General features: G+C 68.8%; 17 protein-coding genes. 4 read left to right on the forward strand and 13 right to left on the reverse strand.

What is annotated here, in order from left to right:
- Positions 1-57: 57 nt before the first annotated feature.
- The gene (locus PQB87_RS16810) at positions 58-942 is read left to right on the forward strand and encodes a transcriptional regulator GcvA (protein ID WP_021163478.1); all 885 of its coding nucleotides are present in this window, start codon (positions 58-60) and stop codon (positions 940-942) included.
- A gap of 39 nt (positions 943-981) precedes the next feature.
- On the opposite strand, the gene PQB87_RS16815 is transcribed toward PQB87_RS16810, so the two are convergent.
- The 13 genes from PQB87_RS16815 to flgB form a co-directional block, all read right to left on the reverse strand.
- The gene (locus PQB87_RS16815) at positions 982-2,289 is read right to left on the reverse strand and encodes a solute carrier family 23 protein (protein WP_233345396.1); all 1,308 of its coding nucleotides are present in this window, start codon (positions 2,287-2,289) and stop codon (positions 982-984) included.
- Between the two features lie 294 nt (positions 2,290-2,583).
- The gene (flgL, locus tag PQB87_RS16820; protein WP_489242403.1) at positions 2,584-3,819 is read right to left on the reverse strand and encodes a flagellar hook-associated protein FlgL; all 1,236 of its coding nucleotides are present in this window, start codon (positions 3,817-3,819) and stop codon (positions 2,584-2,586) included.
- A gap of 301 nt (positions 3,820-4,120) precedes the next feature.
- The gene (gene flgK, locus PQB87_RS16825; RefSeq protein WP_059688300.1) at positions 4,121-6,052 is read right to left on the reverse strand and encodes a flagellar hook-associated protein FlgK; all 1,932 of its coding nucleotides are present in this window, start codon (positions 6,050-6,052) and stop codon (positions 4,121-4,123) included.
- A 215-nt stretch (positions 6,053-6,267) separates the two neighbouring features.
- Positions 6,268-7,023: a flagellar brake protein gene (locus PQB87_RS16830; RefSeq protein ID WP_059688301.1), complete on the reverse strand. Its 756-nt coding sequence runs from the start codon at positions 7,021-7,023 to the stop codon at positions 6,268-6,270.
- A 217-nt stretch (positions 7,024-7,240) separates the two neighbouring features.
- Positions 7,241-8,224 carry a flagellar assembly peptidoglycan hydrolase FlgJ gene (flgJ, locus tag PQB87_RS16835; RefSeq protein WP_059688302.1) on the reverse strand — a complete coding sequence of 328 codons (984 nt, stop codon included), beginning with the start codon at positions 8,222-8,224 and terminating at the stop codon, positions 7,241-7,243.
- Positions 8,225-9,409: a flagellar basal body P-ring protein FlgI gene (locus tag PQB87_RS16840; RefSeq protein ID WP_489242404.1), complete on the reverse strand. Its 1,185-nt coding sequence runs from the start codon at positions 9,407-9,409 to the stop codon at positions 8,225-8,227.
- Positions 9,410-9,414: 5 nt separating this feature from the next.
- Entirely contained in the window at positions 9,415-10,107 is a 693-nt protein-coding gene (gene flgH, locus PQB87_RS16845) for a flagellar basal body L-ring protein FlgH (RefSeq protein ID WP_021164161.1), read from the reverse strand.
- A 21-nt stretch (positions 10,108-10,128) separates the two neighbouring features.
- Positions 10,129-10,917: a flagellar basal-body rod protein FlgG gene (gene flgG, locus PQB87_RS16850; protein ID WP_021164160.1), complete on the reverse strand. Its 789-nt coding sequence runs from the start codon at positions 10,915-10,917 to the stop codon at positions 10,129-10,131.
- 34 nt (positions 10,918-10,951) lie between these two features.
- A complete protein-coding gene (gene flgF / locus PQB87_RS16855) occupies positions 10,952-11,710 on the reverse strand; it encodes a flagellar basal-body rod protein FlgF (protein WP_027788921.1) in 759 nt (252 codons plus the stop codon).
- A 19-nt stretch (positions 11,711-11,729) separates the two neighbouring features.
- Positions 11,730-12,971 (reverse strand): flagellar hook protein FlgE, encoded by a 1,242-nt coding sequence (flgE, locus tag PQB87_RS16860; protein WP_174415851.1) that lies wholly within the window; start codon positions 12,969-12,971, stop codon positions 11,730-11,732.
- Positions 12,972-13,004: 33 nt separating this feature from the next.
- On the reverse strand, positions 13,005-13,757 hold the full coding sequence (locus tag PQB87_RS16865; protein ID WP_489242405.1) for a flagellar hook assembly protein FlgD: 753 nt from the start codon (positions 13,755-13,757) through the stop codon (positions 13,005-13,007).
- Positions 13,758-13,821: 64 nt separating this feature from the next.
- Positions 13,822-14,247, reverse strand: coding sequence for a flagellar basal body rod protein FlgC (gene flgC, locus PQB87_RS16870; RefSeq protein WP_021164156.1), 426 nt, complete (start codon positions 14,245-14,247; stop codon positions 13,822-13,824).
- 40 nt (positions 14,248-14,287) lie between these two features.
- Positions 14,288-14,776 (reverse strand): flagellar basal body rod protein FlgB, encoded by a 489-nt coding sequence (gene flgB / locus PQB87_RS16875; protein ID WP_021164155.1) that lies wholly within the window; start codon positions 14,774-14,776, stop codon positions 14,288-14,290.
- A 204-nt stretch (positions 14,777-14,980) separates the two neighbouring features.
- On the opposite strand from flgB, the gene flgA reads away from it, so the two are divergent.
- The 3 genes from flgA (at position 14,981) to PQB87_RS16890 (ending at position 17,238) form a co-directional block, all read left to right on the forward strand.
- Positions 14,981-16,270, forward strand: a complete 1,290-nt coding sequence (flgA, locus tag PQB87_RS16880) for a flagellar basal body P-ring formation chaperone FlgA (protein ID WP_489242406.1) — start codon at positions 14,981-14,983, stop codon at positions 16,268-16,270.
- 118 nt (positions 16,271-16,388) lie between these two features.
- Positions 16,389-16,718 carry a flagellar biosynthesis anti-sigma factor FlgM gene (flgM, locus tag PQB87_RS16885; RefSeq protein ID WP_027788917.1) on the forward strand — a complete coding sequence of 110 codons (330 nt, stop codon included), beginning with the start codon at positions 16,389-16,391 and terminating at the stop codon, positions 16,716-16,718.
- Between the two features lie 79 nt (positions 16,719-16,797).
- The gene (locus PQB87_RS16890; RefSeq protein ID WP_021163144.1) at positions 16,798-17,238 is read left to right on the forward strand and encodes a flagella synthesis protein FlgN; all 441 of its coding nucleotides are present in this window, start codon (positions 16,798-16,800) and stop codon (positions 17,236-17,238) included.
- Positions 17,239-17,263 lie beyond the last annotated feature (25 nt).

Here is a 17,263-nt window from a genome sequence, read left to right on the forward strand (position 1 = left end):
TCGGCAGGCCTGCAAAACGATTTTATCGACGCGCCCTTGTGATCTAGAATCACAAGCATGGCACGCGATCTCCCGCCCTTTTCCGCGCTTCGGGCCTTTGAAGCCGCGGCACGACATGAAAGCTTCAGCGCCGCCGGCGACGAGCTGCATGTGACTCACGGTGCCATCAGCCGCCAGATCGCCGGGTTCGAGGCATGGCTCGGCAAGCCGGTGTTCCACCGCTACGGCAAGCGCGTGAAGCTCACCGACGAAGGCCGCCGCTACCTGGACACCGTGCGCGCGGCGTTCGACAGCATCGCGCACGCGACCGAGCAGCTGCGCAACACCGGCGCGGCGCGCGTGCTGCGCATCAACGCGCTGCCGACCTTCGCGATGAAATGGCTATTGCCGCGCCTGTCGCGGTTCCAGCGCGACGTGCCGAACGTCGAGCTGAAGCTGTCGACGTCGAACGCGCCGCTCGACGCGCTCGACGGTTTCGACGTCGCGATCCGCCGCGGCCCCGGCCACTGGTCGAACTGCACGAGCGGCCACTTCCTCGACGAAAGCGTGATTCCGGTCTGCAGCCCCGCGCTGCTCAAACGCGCGCCGATCGCGCGCGCGGACGATCTCGCGCGCCACGTGCTGCTGCATTCGGATACGCGGCCGGAAGGCTGGCGCGACTGGTTCGCGGCGGCCGGCGTGACGATGAAGGGGCGCAAGCGGCAGTCGTTCGACCACTTCTACCTGGCGCTGCAGGCGGCCGTCGACGGGCTCGGCGTCGCGCTCGGCCCGTTGCCGCTGATCGACGACGAGCTCGCGAGCGGCCGGCTCGTGATGCCGCTGGCGGGGCCGCGCATCGCGACGCGCAGCTACTGGTGGATCGCGCCGCGCGCGCCGGCCGACGATCCGCTCGTCGCGCAGTTCTGCGCGTGGCTGCAGGCGCAGTCGAACACCGGCGCGTGAGGCCGCGCCGGCGGGCGGCATGGCGCCGCCCGTTCCCGGTCAGACCACCGGGCCCGGTTCCTTTTCCTTGCGCAGGATCGCGTACAGGATGATCGCGCCGAACGTCGCGGTGCCGATCCCGCCGAGCCCGAAGCCGCCGATCTTCAGCGAGAAGTCGCCGGCGCCGAGCACGAGCGTGACGGCCGCGACGATCAGGTTGCGGTTGTCGGAGAAGTCGACCTTGTTGACGACCCAGATCCGCGCGCCCGTCACCGCGATCAGCCCGAACACGACGATCGACACGCCGCCGAGCACGGGGCCCGGAATGGTCTGGATCACCGCGCCGAACTTCGGCGAGAAGCCGAGCACGATCGCGATCAGCGCGGCGATCGCGAACACGAGCGTCGAGTAGATCCGCGTGACGGCCATCACGCCGATGTTCTCCGCGTAGGTCGTCACGCCCGTGCCGCCGACGCTGCCCGACACGATCGTCGCGAGCCCGTCACCGATGAACGCGCGGCCCACGTAGCGATCGAGGCTGGTGCCCGTCATCGCGCTGACGGCCTTGATGTGGCCGAGGTTCTCCGCGACCAGGATCACCGCGATCGGCGCGAGCATCAGCATCGCGTGCGGATCGAACACCGGCGCGCGGAAGCTCGGCACCCCGAACCAGGCCGCGTGCCCGACGATCGAGAAATCGATCGGCTTGCCGAGCCCCATCCCGTTGGTCGCGACCGCGTAGATCGCGTAGGCGATCACGAGCCCGACGAGGATCAGCAGGCGCTGCACCATGCCGCGCGAGAACACCGCGACGCCGCCGACGCACAGCACCGTAACGAGCGCCATCACCGATTCGAAGGTCGATGCGGACACGCCCTTGACCGCGATCGGCGCGAGGTTGAGCCCGATCACCGCGACCACCGCGCCGGTCACGACCGGCGGCATCAGCGTCTCGATCCAGCGCGTGCCGATCGCCTGCACCAGCGCGCCGAGCGCGACGTACACGACGCCGCAAGCGACGATCCCGCCGAGCGCGACCGGGATGTTCGGGTTCGGGCCGCTGCCGCCGTAACCCGTCACCGCGATCACGAGGCCGATGAACGCGAAGCTCGAGCCGAGGTAGCTCGGCACGCGGCCGCCGACCAGCACGAAGAACAGCAGCGTGCCGATGCCCGACATGAAGATGCACAGGTTCGGGTCGAAGCCCATCAGCAGCGGCGCGAGCACGGTCGAGCCGAACATCGCGACGACGTGCTGCACGCCCATCGCGACCATCTGCGGCCACGGCAGGCGCTCGTCGGGGCCGACCACGCGCGATGCCGCGCCGGTCGATTGCACCCGCCAGCGCGGGAAGTAGGAATCGGACATGGGGAAAAGGGCTCCTGTCGGTCGGTCGCCGGCTGCGGAGGATGCGCCGGTCTGGAATCTGGCGCGAGTTTACGGAGCGGAAATGGGGCTGGCAAGCAGACTGACACGCGGGCCGGCGGGCGGCGCCGGCAGGCGCGGGGCGCGGCCGGGCGCAGGCGAAACGGGGCGCGATCGCGCGGCCCGGCCGCCGGCCGGCCGCGCATCGGGGGCAAGCGGGCAGGCGAGCGGGCGGGCGGCGGTCGACACCGGCCGCGACGCAAGCGTGCGCTCACATCGCGGCCGGCGCAGCGTGCATCAGGGGTTGATGTACTGGAACAGCGACAGGTTCTGCAGCTGCGCGTAAGCCTTCTGCGAGCCCGTCAGCGCGTTCTGCATCTGCAGGAACTGGCTGATCGTCGACACCATGTCGGTGCTCGTCAGGTCGGACAGGTTGCTGGTGACCTGCAGCGTGTTGGTCTGGTTCACGGTCTGCATCGCCTTGATTTCCTGCTCGCGGCCGCCGACCGACGCCTGCACGGTGAGGACGTTCGTCATCATGTTGTTCAGCTTCGTCGTGCCGGTGGTCATCGCGTTCGCGAGCGAGGCCGCGGCGGACGTGTTGCTGCTGATCGGCACCTTCAGCGCGGCGATCATCGAGTCGAGCGCCGCGAACACGTCGGTGCCGGCCTTCGGCGCGGGCGTGACGGTGAACGTGTCGCCAGGAGCCGGCGTTCCCGACACCGGCACCGACAGGCCGTTGCCGAGCGCGATCCCGGCGCCGGCCGAATACGGCTGCGCGGGGTTCGTGGTCGGCGGCACCACGGTGTTGTCGGTGACCGTATAGGTCGGCGCGGCGGCCGTGCCGCCGAACGTGATCGTGAACTGGTGCGTGTTGGTCGCGGCCGACGGGCTCGTGATCGACACCGCGCCGATCGTGCCCGTGCCCGTGTTGCCCGCGCCGGCGAGCGGCACCGGCTGGCTGCCGAGCATCGGCACCGACAGGAACACGTTCGCGCCGTTGTCGCCCTGCGAGATCGCGCGCGTATCGGCGATCTGCACCTGCCGCGTGCCCGTGTCGCCGCTGTAGGTCACGCCGCCGCCCGGCGCGTTCGAGAACGGCGCCGTGGTCGACTGAAAGCCCGAAAACAGGTAGTTGCCCGAGCCGTCGGTCGAGTTCGCGAGCGTCAGCAACTGGTCGCGATAGCCCTGCAGCTGCGTCGCTTGCGCCGCGCGGTCGCTGTCGGACAGCGAGCCGTCGCCGGCCTGGATCACGACCGTATGGATGTTGTTCAGCAGGTTGTTGACGCTGATGAGCGTCTGGTCTTCCTTCTGCAGCGACGACAGCGCGGCGCTCTGGTTCGACGCATACTGCGACAGCGTCGCCGACGTCATCGACAGCTGCACCGCCTGCGCGGCGCCGAGCGGGTTGTCGGCAGGCGTCGAGAGGCTCACGCCGCTCGAGATCTGCTGGTACAGCTGCGAGAGCTGCGCCTGCTGATCGTTCATCTGCGCGACGTTCATCTGGTAGAACTGCGTGGTGGAAATCCGCATCGCTTTGATCCCTAGGGTCTGTTCGCGTATGAAACGCGCATGCGTTGCCACGAGAAGGGCCGCTCGCGAGGCGCGCGACGCTGCGAATACTGGACGTATTCGCAAGGAGCGCAACGCGGCGAGCGGCCCTTCTCGTGGCAACCCCAAATTAAAAGATTCATTCCACGGGAATGCCCGAAATCGCCCGCATGGCGGCGTCGCTCGTCGCTTGTTTGGCTCGGCCAAACGGCGCTCCTCACTTCTTGCCCTGCGAGCGATTTCGGGCATTCGCATGTGCGTTTCATACGCGAACAGACCCTAATCAATTGAACAGGCCGAGCACGGTCTGGAACAGCGTCGACGCGGTCTGGATCACCTTCGCGTTCGCCTGGTAGAGCTGCTGGTACTGCATCAGGTTGGCCGCCTCTTCGTTCTGGTTCACGCCCGACACCGACTGCTGCGCCTGCGTGATCTGGCCGATCAGCGAAGTCTGCGCAGCGCTCGACGACTTCAGCTGGCTCGTCGTGTTGCCGATGCTGTTCACGTAGCTCGCGTACGCGCCCGTCAGCGTGGTCGAGCCGTTGCCGAACGATTTCGCGCTGACGAGCTTCGACAGCGCAAGTGCGTTGCTGCCGTCGTTCGTGCCGCCCGTGTTCGGCGCGACCGTGAACGTGTCGCCGGCCGTGGGCGCGCCCGACACCGTGACCGTGACGCCGGCCGTCAGCGTGATCGGCGTGCCGGACTGGTACGGCTGCGCCGCGCTGGTCGTCGGCGGCACGGCCGTGTTGTCGGTGACCGTGTAGGTCGGGCTGGCGGTCGTGCCGCCCATCGTGATCGTGTAGTTGTGCGGGTTGGCCGCGGCCGTCGCGCTGGTGACCGACAGCCCGCCGATCGTGCCGGTGCCCGTGTTCGTCTTGGTGGCCGACGGCACGTACGGCGACGCCGCCGCGATCGCGGAGCCGTTCGACGTCGCGAGGCCGAAGCCGTTCAGCGCGCCGCGCGTCGGCTGCACGGTGAACTTGTCGCCGGCGTTCATCGCGCCGGACGAGAACGAGAAGTTCAGCCCGCCGATCGAGGCCGGCATGCTGGCCGACTGGCCGACCACCGCACCGCTCGCGCGGTCGGTCAGCGTGTAGTTCGTGCCGTCGTACGACAGCGTGTAGTCGCTCGTGGTCGGCTGCGACGCGTTCGCGAACGACACGGACAGCGCCGCGTTGCCGGTATTGCCCTGGTTCGCGTACGTGATCGGCGTGCCGGTGGTGAACAGGTTGCCGCCGACGTTGCCCGACAGGTCGATGCCGAGCGCGTTCTGCGCGTTGACCTGCGCGGCGAAGCTGGTCGCGATCGCGCCGAGCTGCGCTTCGGCCGGGTCGAGCGTCTGGCTGCGGAACGCGAGCAGGCCGCCGAGCGTGCCGCCCGACAGCGACGCGTCGGACAGCGCCTGGTTCGGCCCCTGCGGGTTCGCACCGGCGATGCCCTGCGACACGACGGTCAGCTCGCTCGGATCGGACGGCGACGTGACGGCCGCGAGCTGGTAGCTCTTGTTCGCGACGACGAGCGGCGTGCCGCCCGCGAGAAACACACTGTAGCCGTCGCTGTTGCGCACCACCTGCACGCCCGCGAGGTTCGACAGGTTCGACACCGCGAGGTCGCGCTGGTCCATCAGCTGGTTCGGCGGCTGGCCCTGGCTGCTCGCGGACGCGATCTGCTGGTTCAGCTGCGCGATCTGCGCGGTGTACGCGTTGATCTGCGTCACGGTGCTCGTGAGCTGCGTGTTCACGCTCTGGCGCAGCGCGTCGTACTGCTGGCCGGCCGCCGTGATCTGGTTCGCGAGCGTCTGCGCATTGCTCATCGCAGTCTGCCGCACCGACGCGTCGGACGCGCTGTTCGCGACGTTCTGCATCCCGGTGAAGTAGCTCGTGATCGCGGTCGAGATGCCGGACGTCGGGCTGCCGATGTAGTTGTTCAGCTGCGTGACGAGCGAATACCACGTCGACAGCGCGCCGCTCTGCGTCTGCGCACCGTTCAGCTGGTCGCTCAGGTACTGGCTGTACTGCCGCTGCACGGTGACGGTGTTCACGCCCTGCGGCATGTAACCGCTGCTCGTGTACTGGCCGCTTGCCTCGGCATAGACGGGGCGTTCGACCGAATAACCCGGCGTCGCCGCGTTGCTGATGTTCTGGCCGGTCGTCGTGAGGCCCCAGAGTGCGGCATTCAGGCCGCTGACGCCGAGGTTCATGAGTGTGTTGGACATGCGCGATCCTGATGAGCCGGCCGCGCTGCGGCCGCCGGGTTGCGTGACTCCCGGTATAACGGCCGCGGATCGAAAAAATTGAGGAAAAAATGCACGCGCGACGCGCGCTTGCGCGTGGCGGGTCGAAACGCCCGGCGGCCCGGGCCGGCGGCGGTGCGTGGGCAGCCTCGGGCGGCCTCAAGCGGCCCCGGGCGGGGCCGGCGGCCGCGTGCGCGTCAGGCCCGCGCGAGCGAGCGGCGCTTCATCTCGAGCTGCGTGATCAGCCGCTGCAGCGTGTTCTCCGCGCTGCCCGGCAGCGACATGTAGCGAAAGCCGAGCTGGTAGCGCCGCGATCCGTTCGGCATCTGCGTCGAACGTTGCGACACGAGCTGCAGGTCGAGCGACAGCTTGCCGTGGCCGGTCAGCTCGAGCTCGACGTCGGGCAGCAGCGTGCCGACCTCGAGCGCCTCGACGCGTTCGTCGGCCGTGCGCAGCCCCACGCCGCCGAGCGACAGGTTGTGCACCTCGAACAGGAAGCTCTCGCCGTCCGGCAGCTTGCCGCGGCACACGTACGGATCGACGACCGGCGCATCGACGCGGAAATACTCGCGGCGCTGGATGCACATCAGGACTTCGGGGAAATCGGCGACGAACGCGGGCAGCCCCTCGTAGCGCGTCTCGCGCGGCGTGCCCGTGGAGAATTCGACGCGCACGCCCTCCGGCGCGGCCGCGAACGTGCAGTGCGACGCGCCCAGGATGCCGGCGTTCTGCTCGGACAGCGCGCCCCAGTCGAACGTGAACGTCCGTGCGCCGACATCCACCTCGAGCAGGCGCGTGACGAGCTGGCCGCCCGGATACTGGACGGTCAGGAAATCGCCGCGATTGACGAGGTTGCGCAGCTGCACGCCGATTTCCAGCGGATTGCGGCGGGCATAGTCGGGCCCGGAGTGGCCTGCATCCAGGCTGGGGTCCGTCGACGTTTCGATATTCATGGCTAGCCGGTCTTTCTTGTCATGGGCGCCCGGGCAACCGGTGCGCGATAAAACCGGGCCAGAACGGGGGCCCGGTCGCAGGTCTCTCACACTTAGCGGCAGTGCTGACCGAAAGTTTAGATCGAAACGGGGATTTTTTTCGCGCAAACGTTGAAACCGCGCGCGGCGGGCTGCCGGGCGCGGTCCGAAAGGGGCAACGGCGCTGGCCGACGGGCCGTCAGCCGATCTGCTGCATGATCGAGATCAGCTTCTTCGCGTAGTTCGGGTCGGTCGCGTAGCCGGCCTTCTGCATCCCGTGCGCGAAGCCTTCGACGCTGCGGCTCGCGCTCAGCACGCCCGAGTAGCGCGGATTGTTCTTCAGCAGGGTCGCGTAATCGGTCATCGCGTGCTCGTACGAGTCGTACGCGCGGAACTTCGCGACCACGCGGCGCGGCGTGCCGTTCACGTATTCGGTCGTCAGCGCCGACACCGTGCGGCCGGTCCAGCCCTTGGTCGCCTTGATGCCGAACACGTTGTAGCTGGTCGAGCCGTCGCTCGCGCGGATCTCGCGCTTGCCCCAGCCCGACTCGAGCGCGGCCTGGCCGACGATGAAGCGCGCCGGGATGCCGGTCGACGCGCTCGCCGCCTGCGCGGGGCCCGCGAGCCGGTCGACGAACGCGTCGGCGTCCTGCACGCCGCTCGCGCCCTTCAGCGGCGGCGTCAGCGCGCTGCCGGCCGAGTAGCCGCGCGTGCCGGCGAGCCCGCCGTTGTTCGCCGCGTTCGCGTAGGCCTTCGCCATCGCGTTCATCGCGGCGAGGCCGCCTTCGTTACCCGACGTGCCGAGGCCGCCCGCGCCCAGGCCGCCCGCGCCGACGTCGGCCGCCGTGTCGCTGCCCGCGCCCTGCCCCGCATTGCGCAGCAGCTGCTTCATCAGCGCATCGGCGACGCCGATCCCGCGCGTCGACATCTGCTGCGCGAGCTGCTGGTCGAGCATCGACGTGTACAGCTTGGACGTATGCGAATCGAACAGCCCGCCGTCCGGCGACGCGTCGCGCATGCTCTTGAGCATCATCTGCGTGAACATCGCGTCGAACTGGCCGGCGACCGCCTTCGCGCCGGCCTGCGGCGACTGTTTCGCCTGCGCGCGCAGCGCGTCGAAACCCTGCACGTCGAGCGCGAAGCGCTGCGTGAGGTCGTTCGCGTTCGGAAGAGAGGCTGCCATTTAGATGATCTCCAGGTCGGCGCGCAGCGCGCCGGCGGCCTTCATCGCCTGCAGGATCGACATCAGGTCCGCGGGCGTCGCGCCGAGCGTGTTCAGCGCCTTCACGACGTCGGCGAGATTCGCGCCGGCCGTCACCATCTTCAGCGCGCCGTTGTCCTGCTTGAGCTGGATCTGCGACTGCTGCGCCACCACCGTCTGCCCGTTCGAGAACGGCCCCGGCTGCGATACCACCGGCTGCGTGTTGACCACGACCGACAGGTTGCCGTGCGCGACCGCGCAGCTCTGCAGCGTGACCATCTGGTTCATCACGATCGAGCCGGTGCGCGCGTTCAGGATCACCTTCGCCGCCGCCTTGTCCGGGCTCACGTCGAGGTTCTGCAGGCGCGCCATGAACGCGACCTGCTGCGCCGAATCGGCCGGCGCGGCGAGCTGGATCGTGCGGCCGTCGAGCGCCGTCGCGGTGCCCGGGCCGAAGCTCGAATTGACCGCGGACACGATCCGCTGCGCGGTGCCGTAGTCCATGTCGTTCAGCTGCAGCTGCAGCACGCCGTTCATCTGCGCGATCGCGTTCGGCACCGCACGCTCGACGATCGCGCCGCCGACGATCCGGCCGGCCGCGAGCTGGTTCACCTGCACGCGGCTGCCGTTCGCGCTGGCGCCCGCGCCGCCGACCGCCATGTTGCCCTGCGCGAGCGCATAGACCTGGCCGTCCGCGCCCTTCAGCGGCGTGAGCAGCAGCGTGCCGCCGCGCAGGCTTTTCGCGTTGCCGAGCGACGACACGGTGACGTCGAGCGCCTCGCCCGGCCGCGCGAACGGCGGCAGCGTGGCGGTCACCATCACGGCCGCGACGTTCTTCAGCTGCATGTTGCTCAGCGACGACGGGCCGCCGTTGGCCGAACCGTTGTTGATCGAGATGCCGAGGTTCGCGAGCATGTTCGCGAGCGTCTGCGTCGTGAACGGCGTCTGCATCGTCTGGTCGCCCGTGCCGTCGAGACCGACGACGAGGCCATAGCCGATCAGCGGGTTGTCCCGCACGCCCTGGATCTGCGCGAGATCCTTCAGGCGTTCCGCGTGCGCGGGCGCCGCGCCGATCACGCACGTCGCGGCCACCGCCGCGAACACGAGGGCGAGCCGCGCAGCGGCATGCGCGCGGGCCGACAGCCGGTTGAACAGGGTCTTCTGCATCGTCATCACCACGGCGCGATGTTGAGGAAGAAGCGCTGCAGCCAGCCCATCGTCTCGGCTTCGTTGATGTAGCCCTTCGACGAGTATTCGATCTTCGCGTCGGCGACCTGCGTCGAGTAGACCGAGTTCGCGCCCGAGATCGTGTTCGGGTTCACGACGCCCGAGAAGCGCACGAATTCGTTGCCCTGGTTGATCAGCATCTGCTTCTCGCCGCTGACCACCAGGTTGCCGTTCGGCAGCACGTTGGTGACGGTCACCGTGATCGTGCCGTTGAACGTGTTCGCCGCGCTCGCGCCGCCGGTCGCCGCGAACTTGTTGTTGCCGGCGGCCGACAGGTTCGCCTTCGCGAACAGCCCGCCGAGGAAGCCGGCCGTCGGCACGTTGAAGTCGGTGTTGCCCTGCCGGTTCGTGTTCGCGCCCGACGACTTGGTCGCGTTGATGTTCTCCGCGATCATGATCGTCAGGATGTCGCCGACGTTGCGCGGCCGCTGATCCTCGAACAGCGGCCGCCCCGCGTAACCGGGGTTGTAGATCGAGCCGGGCGCCTGCATCGACATCGGCGCCGGCGGCTGCGCCGTCATCGGCTGCTGGATGATCGGATCGCGCGGAATCTGCGCGCAACCGGCGGCGAGCGCCGCCACCGCGACCGCGCATGCGGCGCGGACGGTGGCTGACGGGAGGAGGCGAACCTGCTTCATGGCGACGACGGGACTTTCCGGTTAGCTCTTCATCTGCGTGACGGTCTGCAGCATCTGGTCGGACGTCGTCACGGCCTTGCTGTTGATCTCGTAGGCACGCTGCGTCTGGATCATGTTGACGAGCTCCTGCACGACGTTCACGTTCGACGCTTCGACGTAGTTCTGGTTGAGCACGCCCGCGCCGTTCAGGCCCGGCTGCGACACGTTCGGCGCGCCCGACGACGTGGTCTCGGAGAACAGGTTCTCGCCGCGCGCCTCGAGGCCGGCCGGGTTGATGAAGGTCGCGATCTGCAGCGAGCCGATCTGCACCGAGTTGGTCGAGCCCGCCTGCGTGACCGACACGACGCCGTCCTTGCCGATCGTCAGCGACGTCGCGTTCTGAGGGATCGTGATCGCCGGCAGGATCTGGTAGCCGCTCGACGTGACGAGCTGGCCCTGCGCGTTGGTCTGGAACGAGCCGTCGCGCGTGTACGCGTTCGTGCCGTCCGGCATCAGCACCTGGAAGAAGCCCGCGCCGTTGATCGCGACGTCCTTCGAGTTGCCGGTCTGCGTGAGGCCGCCCTGCGTGTACAGGCGCTCGGTCGCGACCTGCTGCACGCCGGTGCCGAGCTGCAGGCCCGACGGCAGCTCGGTCTGCTGCGTCGAGTTCGCGCCCGGCTGGCGGATGGTCTGGTACAGCAGATCCTCGAACACCGCGCGCGACGCCTTGAAGCCGTTCGTGCTGGTGTTCGCGAGGTTGTTCGAAATCACGTCCATCTGCGCCTGCTGCGCATTCATGCCGGTGGCGGCGATGTAGAGCGAACGGTTCACTTGTCAATTCTCCTGCGTGGGCTGGCGCGGGCGCTCAGCTGAAGTTGAGCAGCTGGTTCGCCGACTGCTCGTTCTGGTCGGCCGTCTGGATCAGCTTCGACTGAAGCTGGAACGCGCGCGCGTTGTCGATCATCGCGACCATCGCGGTCACCGGGTTGACGTTGCTGCCCTCGAGCGAATTCGGCGTGACGACCACGTTCGGGTCGGCGTCGGCCGGATTGCCGTCGGCGGTGCGGAACAACCCGTCGTTGCCGCGCGTGAGCGTGGCCGGATCGGGATTGACGAGCTTCATCTGGTCGACGATCGCGACCGCCGTCGGCGGGTCGCCCGGCATCAGCGCGGACACCGTGCCGTCCTTGCCGATCGTCACTTCCGCGTTCGGCGGCACCGAGATCGGGCCGCCGTTGCCGACCACCGGCAGGTTGCTCGCGGTGACGAGCTGGCCGTTCTCGTCGACATGCAGGTTGCCGGCGCGCGTGTACGCCTCGCTGCCGTCGGCCGCCTGCACCGCCAGCCAGCCGGCGCCCTGCACGGCGACGTCGAGCGGGTTGCCGGTGCGCGTGATCGGGCCCGGCGCGTAATCGGCGCCGGGCGTCGACGCGAGCACGTAGGTGCGTGTCGTCGTCGGGTCGATGTTGCTGCCGTCGCCGAAATTCATCGGCACCGCGCGATACGTCGCGAGCTGCGCGCGAAAGCCCGTCGTCGACGCGTTCGCGAGGTTGTTCGCGACGATCGCCTGCTGGTCGAGCGACTGCGACGCGCCCGTCATCGCCGTGTAGATCAGTCGGTCCATGGCTGCCCGTTATCCGCGCTTACAGGTTGATGAGCGTCTGGTCGACGGTCTGCTGCGTCTTGATCGTCTGCGCGTTCGCCTGGTAGTTGCGCTGCGCGGTGATCAGATTGACGAGCTGCGACGTGAGGTCGACGTTCGAGCTCTCGAGCGCGCTGCCCTGCAGCGTGCCGTGGTTCGTGCTGCCCGGCGCCGAGATCTGCGGCACGCCCGACGCGGAGCTTTCCGCGTACTGGTTGCCGCCGAGGTTCACCAGCCCGTTCGGGTTGTTGAAGTTCGCGAGCGCGATCTGGCCGAGCACGGACGTCTGGCCGTTCGAGTAGTTGCCGGTCAGCTTGCCGTCGGTGCCGATCGTGTAGGTCGTCAGCGTGCCGCTCGCGAAGCCGTCCTGCGCGAGGTTGTTCACGCCGTCCTTGCCGCCGTACTGCGTCGTGCCGGTCAGGTCGAGCGTGAGGTTCTGCGGCGTCGCCGAGCCGTCGGTGTTCGGCACCGTGAACTGGAACTGGCCGAGCGACGTGGTCGGCGTGGCCGGCGTGCCCGTCGTCGTGCTCTGGATCGCGCCCGACGAGTTGAACGTGACCGTCCCGAGGTCGTTCGTCGCGCCGCCCTGCACGCCCGCGTATGCTTCCCACGTGCCGGCCGCCGACTTCACGAAATACATGTTGACCGCTTGCGAGCCGCCGAGCGAGTCGTATACCTGGATCGACGTCGAGTAGTTGTACGTCGTGTTGTCGGTCGCGCTGAACGGCGTCTTGGTCGGCACCGTGTCCTGCGAGTTCAGGTTGAACTGCGCGGAGATCTTGGTCGTCGCGGTCGGCGCGAGGTTGGTCGTCGGCGCCTGCAGCGGCACGGTCTGCGCGGTGTTGATCACGCCGCCCGTGTTGGCTGCGTAGCCCATCAGGTTGCGGCCCTGCGAGTCGACGATGAAGCCGTTCTTGTCGCGCTGGAACGTGCCGTCGCGCGAGTACGTCGTCACGCCGTTGTTCGACATCTGGAAGAAGCCGTTGCCGTTGATCGCGACGTCGAGCGACGAGTTCGTCGTGGTGATCCCGCCCTGGCCGAAGTTCTGCTCGACCGAGTTCAGCCGCGTCCCGATGCCGATCTGCGTGTTGGTCGACGTCGCGACCGAGTTCGCGTACATGTCGGCGAACTGCGCGGTGCTCGACTTGAAGCCGACCGTGTTCGCGTTGGCGATGTTGTTGCCGATCACGTCGAGCGCGTTCGATGCACCCGAGAGGCCGCTCAGACCCTGTTGATAACCCATTTCGGTCTCCGTTTCGAGAATGCTCGATCAGTATCAGTTGGTGGTGGTGCCGCCCGACGAGGGCGAGGACGATGCGGTGTTCGGGAAGATCGACGCGACCTGGGTCAGCCCCACCGTCGTGCCGTTCGACAGCACGAGCCCCGCCGTGCCGTCCGCCTGCTTGATCACGCTCTGCACCGTCGAGGCCGCGAGCGTCGTGGCCGGCTGCGGCGTGCCGTTGCTGTCGGTGTACGACGCGCTGACCGTGTACTTGCCGTCCGGCAGCGCGTTGCCCGCCGAGTCGGTCGGCGTCCAGTTGAACGGCACGGTGCCGGCCGACTGCGCGCCCGCCTTGATCGTGTTCACCACGGTGCCCGCCGCGTTCTTCACGGTGATCGTCAGGTTCGACACCGAGCTCGACAGCGACACGCCGAACGGCGACGCCGCGCCGCCCTTCACCGCGACCGCGTTGCCCGGCGCGAGCACGTTCGTGCCGATCAGCAGCGCGGCCTGCGTCTGCTGGCCGGCCGTGAGCTGCGACGACAGCGACGTGAGCGACGTATTCAACTGCGCGATGCCGCTCACCGTGTTGATCTGCGCGAGCTGCGAAGTCATCTGCGAGCTGTCGACCGGGCTGGTCGGGTCCTGGTTCTGCAGCTGCGTGACGAGCAGCTTCAGGAACGTCGCCTGCAGGTCGCTCGCCGACGTGCCGTTGGTCGACGACACGTTGTTGGTGTTCATCGTGTCGGTCGGCAGGTTCGACACGTTCGTGCCGCTGCTGCCGATCGTCGTGCTGGAGGAAGTCATCCTGGGTGGCCTTCTGTCTGGACTTTCGGAACTGTCGGGTCTGTAAGGTCGGTCGGCGCGCGGCTTACGAGCCGATCGTCAGCGTCTTGAGCATCAGCGTCTTCGCGGTGTTCAGCGTCTCGACGTTGGCCTGGTACGAGCGCGACGCCGAGATCATGTTCACCATCTCCTGCACCGGATCGACGTTCGGCATCTGCACGTAGCCGTTCGCGTCGGCGGCCGGGTTCGACGGGTCGTAGGTCGACTTCATCGGCGACGGGTCGTCCATCACCTTCGTCACGCGCACGCCGCCCACGCCCTGGCCGGACGCGGTGCGCGCGCCGCCGATCGGGTCGGTCGCGAACACGACCTGCTTGGCCTTGTACGGCTTGCCGTCGGGGCCGGTCGCGCTGTCGGCGTTCGCAAGGTTCGACGCGGTGACGTTCAGGCGCTGCGACTGCGCGGACAGCGCCGAGCCGGCGACGCCGAAGATGTTCATCAACGAAGGCATGGAAGCTCCTTTTGCTCGGATTCGGAGGCGGCGCGCGCCGTCACTGGTTCGTCGTGATCGCGGCGATCATCGCCTTGATCTGCTGGGTCATCACGGTCATCCCGGTCTGGTAGTGCAGCGCGTTGTTCGCGAACTGCACGCGCTCGACGTCGAGATCGACCGTGTTGCCGTCGAGCGACGGCTGCAGCGGCATCCGGTACTGCGCGCGGCCGTAGTCGTCCGCCGGGCCGCCCGTCGGGATCAGCTTCGCGGTGCCGGCCATGTGGCCCGCCGCCGTCGACACCATCGACATGCCGCTCGTCACGCCGGCCGGCTGCGTCATCGGCAGTTGCGCGGCGTTGCTCGGCGCGAGGCCGCCATTGGCCTGCTTCAGCGAGCGCGCGAGCGTCGACGCGAAATCGACGTCGCGGGCCTGGTAGCCGGGCGTGTCGGAGTTCGCGATGTTCGACGACAGCAGTTCCTGCCGATAGGCGCGCACGTCGAGCGCCTGTCGGCCGAACGCGAATTCCGCATCGAGTTTGTCCAGCATGTGTGCGTCTCTCCGTATGAAGCGCTGCACGCCCCTCGCGCCGGATGGCGACCCGAGAGGCTTTTTTCCATGACAGCGATGGTAGGCGCCGGACGCAACCGGCAATCGGGCGAATAACGCGGCAAAGGCCCCCTCTATTCATCGTTTGCGCGACGGCCCCGCTCCCTAGAATGCGAAGCGGAGCAACGGATCGGGGATCAGGCGATGACTGGCAGCGCACTTCGCGGAAGGAACGGGCGGCTCACGCACGTCCGGCGTGCGTTTGTGCGTGCCTTTGCGCGTGCCTTTGCGCGTGCCTTTGCGCTCGCCGCGGCGCTGTGGATCGCCGCCCCGGCCGCGCACGCGGACGACGGGATGATCGTGATTCCCGGGCGCGGCGAGACGGCCGAAACCGCGCTCGCGCACGCCAATGCGGCAAGCGGCGGGCAGTTCGGCGGGAATGCGGCGATGGCGCCGGGTGCGGGCCTCGCGCCGGACGCGGGTCGCGCGACGAGCGGCACGGGTGCCGCCGGCACCGGCTACGCGCCGCAACCGGCCGGCACGATGGTCGTGACGACCGTCCCGCCGCCGGCTGCTGCGGCACCGGCGCCCGCGCCCCGCCCCACCTACGCAGCCGCCCGCGCGAACGCCGGATACGGCGCGCCGCGTGCCGCCGATCCGACTGCGATCGCGATGGTCGTCGCCGGCACGGCCGAACCCGCGTCGAATCCCGTGCGGCCGGCCCCGCAGCCGGCCTTCGCCGCACGCATGGCGGCCGCCCGCGCCGCGTCGGCGTTGCCGGCGCCGCGCGCGACACCGGGTTCCGCCAACCGGGCCCCGGCGGCCAATACCACCAATGCCGCCAATGCCGCCCAGCCCGCGACGCCGCCCGGCCAGCAGGATCCCGAGTCGATCCGCCGCGCGGCCCTCGCGTTCCTGCAGCAGCAGATCGCGGGCCTGCCCGGCAAGACCACCGCGACGGTCACGACCGCGTTTCCGCGCGGGCTCGCCGCGTGCACGACGCTCGAGCCGTTCATGCCGACCGGCGCGCGCCTGTGGGGCCGCACGACGGTCGGCGTGCGCTGCGCGGGCGAGCGGCCGTGGACCGTCTACCTGCAGGCGAAAGTCACCGTGCAGGCCACCTATTACGTCGCCGCGCGCCAGATCGCGCCCGGCGAGCCGCTCTCCGCGGCCGACCTGGTCGCCCGCGACGGCGACCTGACGGTGCTGCCGCTCGCGGTGATCACCGATCCGGCGCAGGCGATCGGCTCGACCGCGCTCGCGCGCATCTCGGCCGGGCTGCCGCTGCGGCAGGACCTGCTCAAGAGCGCGGCGTCGGTGTCGGCCGGCCAGACGGTGCGGGTGGTCGCGGCAGGGCCCGGTTTCACGATTTCGGCCGAGGGCAGCGCGCTGGCGAATGCCGCGCCCGGCCAGTCGGTCAGGGTGCGGATGGCGGCGGGCCAGATCGTCACGGCGATCGTCAAGGACGCCGGCACCGTGGAGATTCCGCTGTAGGGACGGATCCTGCGGCAAGAATGTAAAGAATTGTTTATTCGGAGCATTTCGGGCTCGCGATGCTAAAGTTCGGGCCGACCCGGCCGTTATCTGGGTCAAACCGAACAGGAAACCCATCGTGAAGATCGATTCCACTCCGAACCCGAGCCCCCTGGCGCCGACCGGCAACGGCGCGACCCGTGCGCCATCCGGCACGGCCTCGTCTTCGTCCGCGCAGGCGGCCGACGCAGGGTCGACCGGCGGCGACACGACCGTGAACCTGTCGGGTCTGTCCGGCCAGTTGCGTTCGGTCTCCGCGTCCGGCAACGCCGATATCGACACGGGCCTCGTCCAGTCGATCAAGGACGCGCTGAACAACGGCACGTTGACGATCGATGCGAACAAGATCGCCGACGGCGTATTGAATACCGCCCGCGAGCTGCTGCAGCAGCAGCGTCCGGGCAACTGAAGCCGGCCTCGCGGCCGGTCCCCCGGTCTCCCGGTTTGCCGGCGCGCCCAACCCGCGCCGGCGCGACGAGCATGACGCGATGAGAGAAGAGCTGCTGGCCACGGTCAACGACGAACACGCGACGGTCGAGGCGTTCGCGTCCCTGCTCGCCTACGAGGAAAAGGCGCTGACGATGGCCCAGCCGCTCGAGATGCTGCCCGGGATCGTCGAGAAGAAGAGCGAGCTGATCGACCGGCTCGCGCAGCTCGAACGCACGCGCGACACCCAGCTTTCCGCGCTCGGCTTTCCGGCCGGCAAGAAGGGGATGGACCAGGCCGCCGAGCGCGATGCGCGCCTCGCCGGCCGCTGGCAGCTGCTGCAACAGGCCGCCGAACGCGCGCGCCAGGCCAATGCGAACAACGGGATGCTGATCCGGATCCGGATGGACTACAACGAGCGCGCGCTCGCGGTACTGCGCTCGGCGCCCGCGCCGGCCGGCGTCTATGGCCCCGACGGGCGCGTATCGGCGCTCATGCGCTGAAGCACGGACTGACCAACTGACTGAC

This window comes from Burkholderia sp. KL41 (assembly GCF_057005415.2).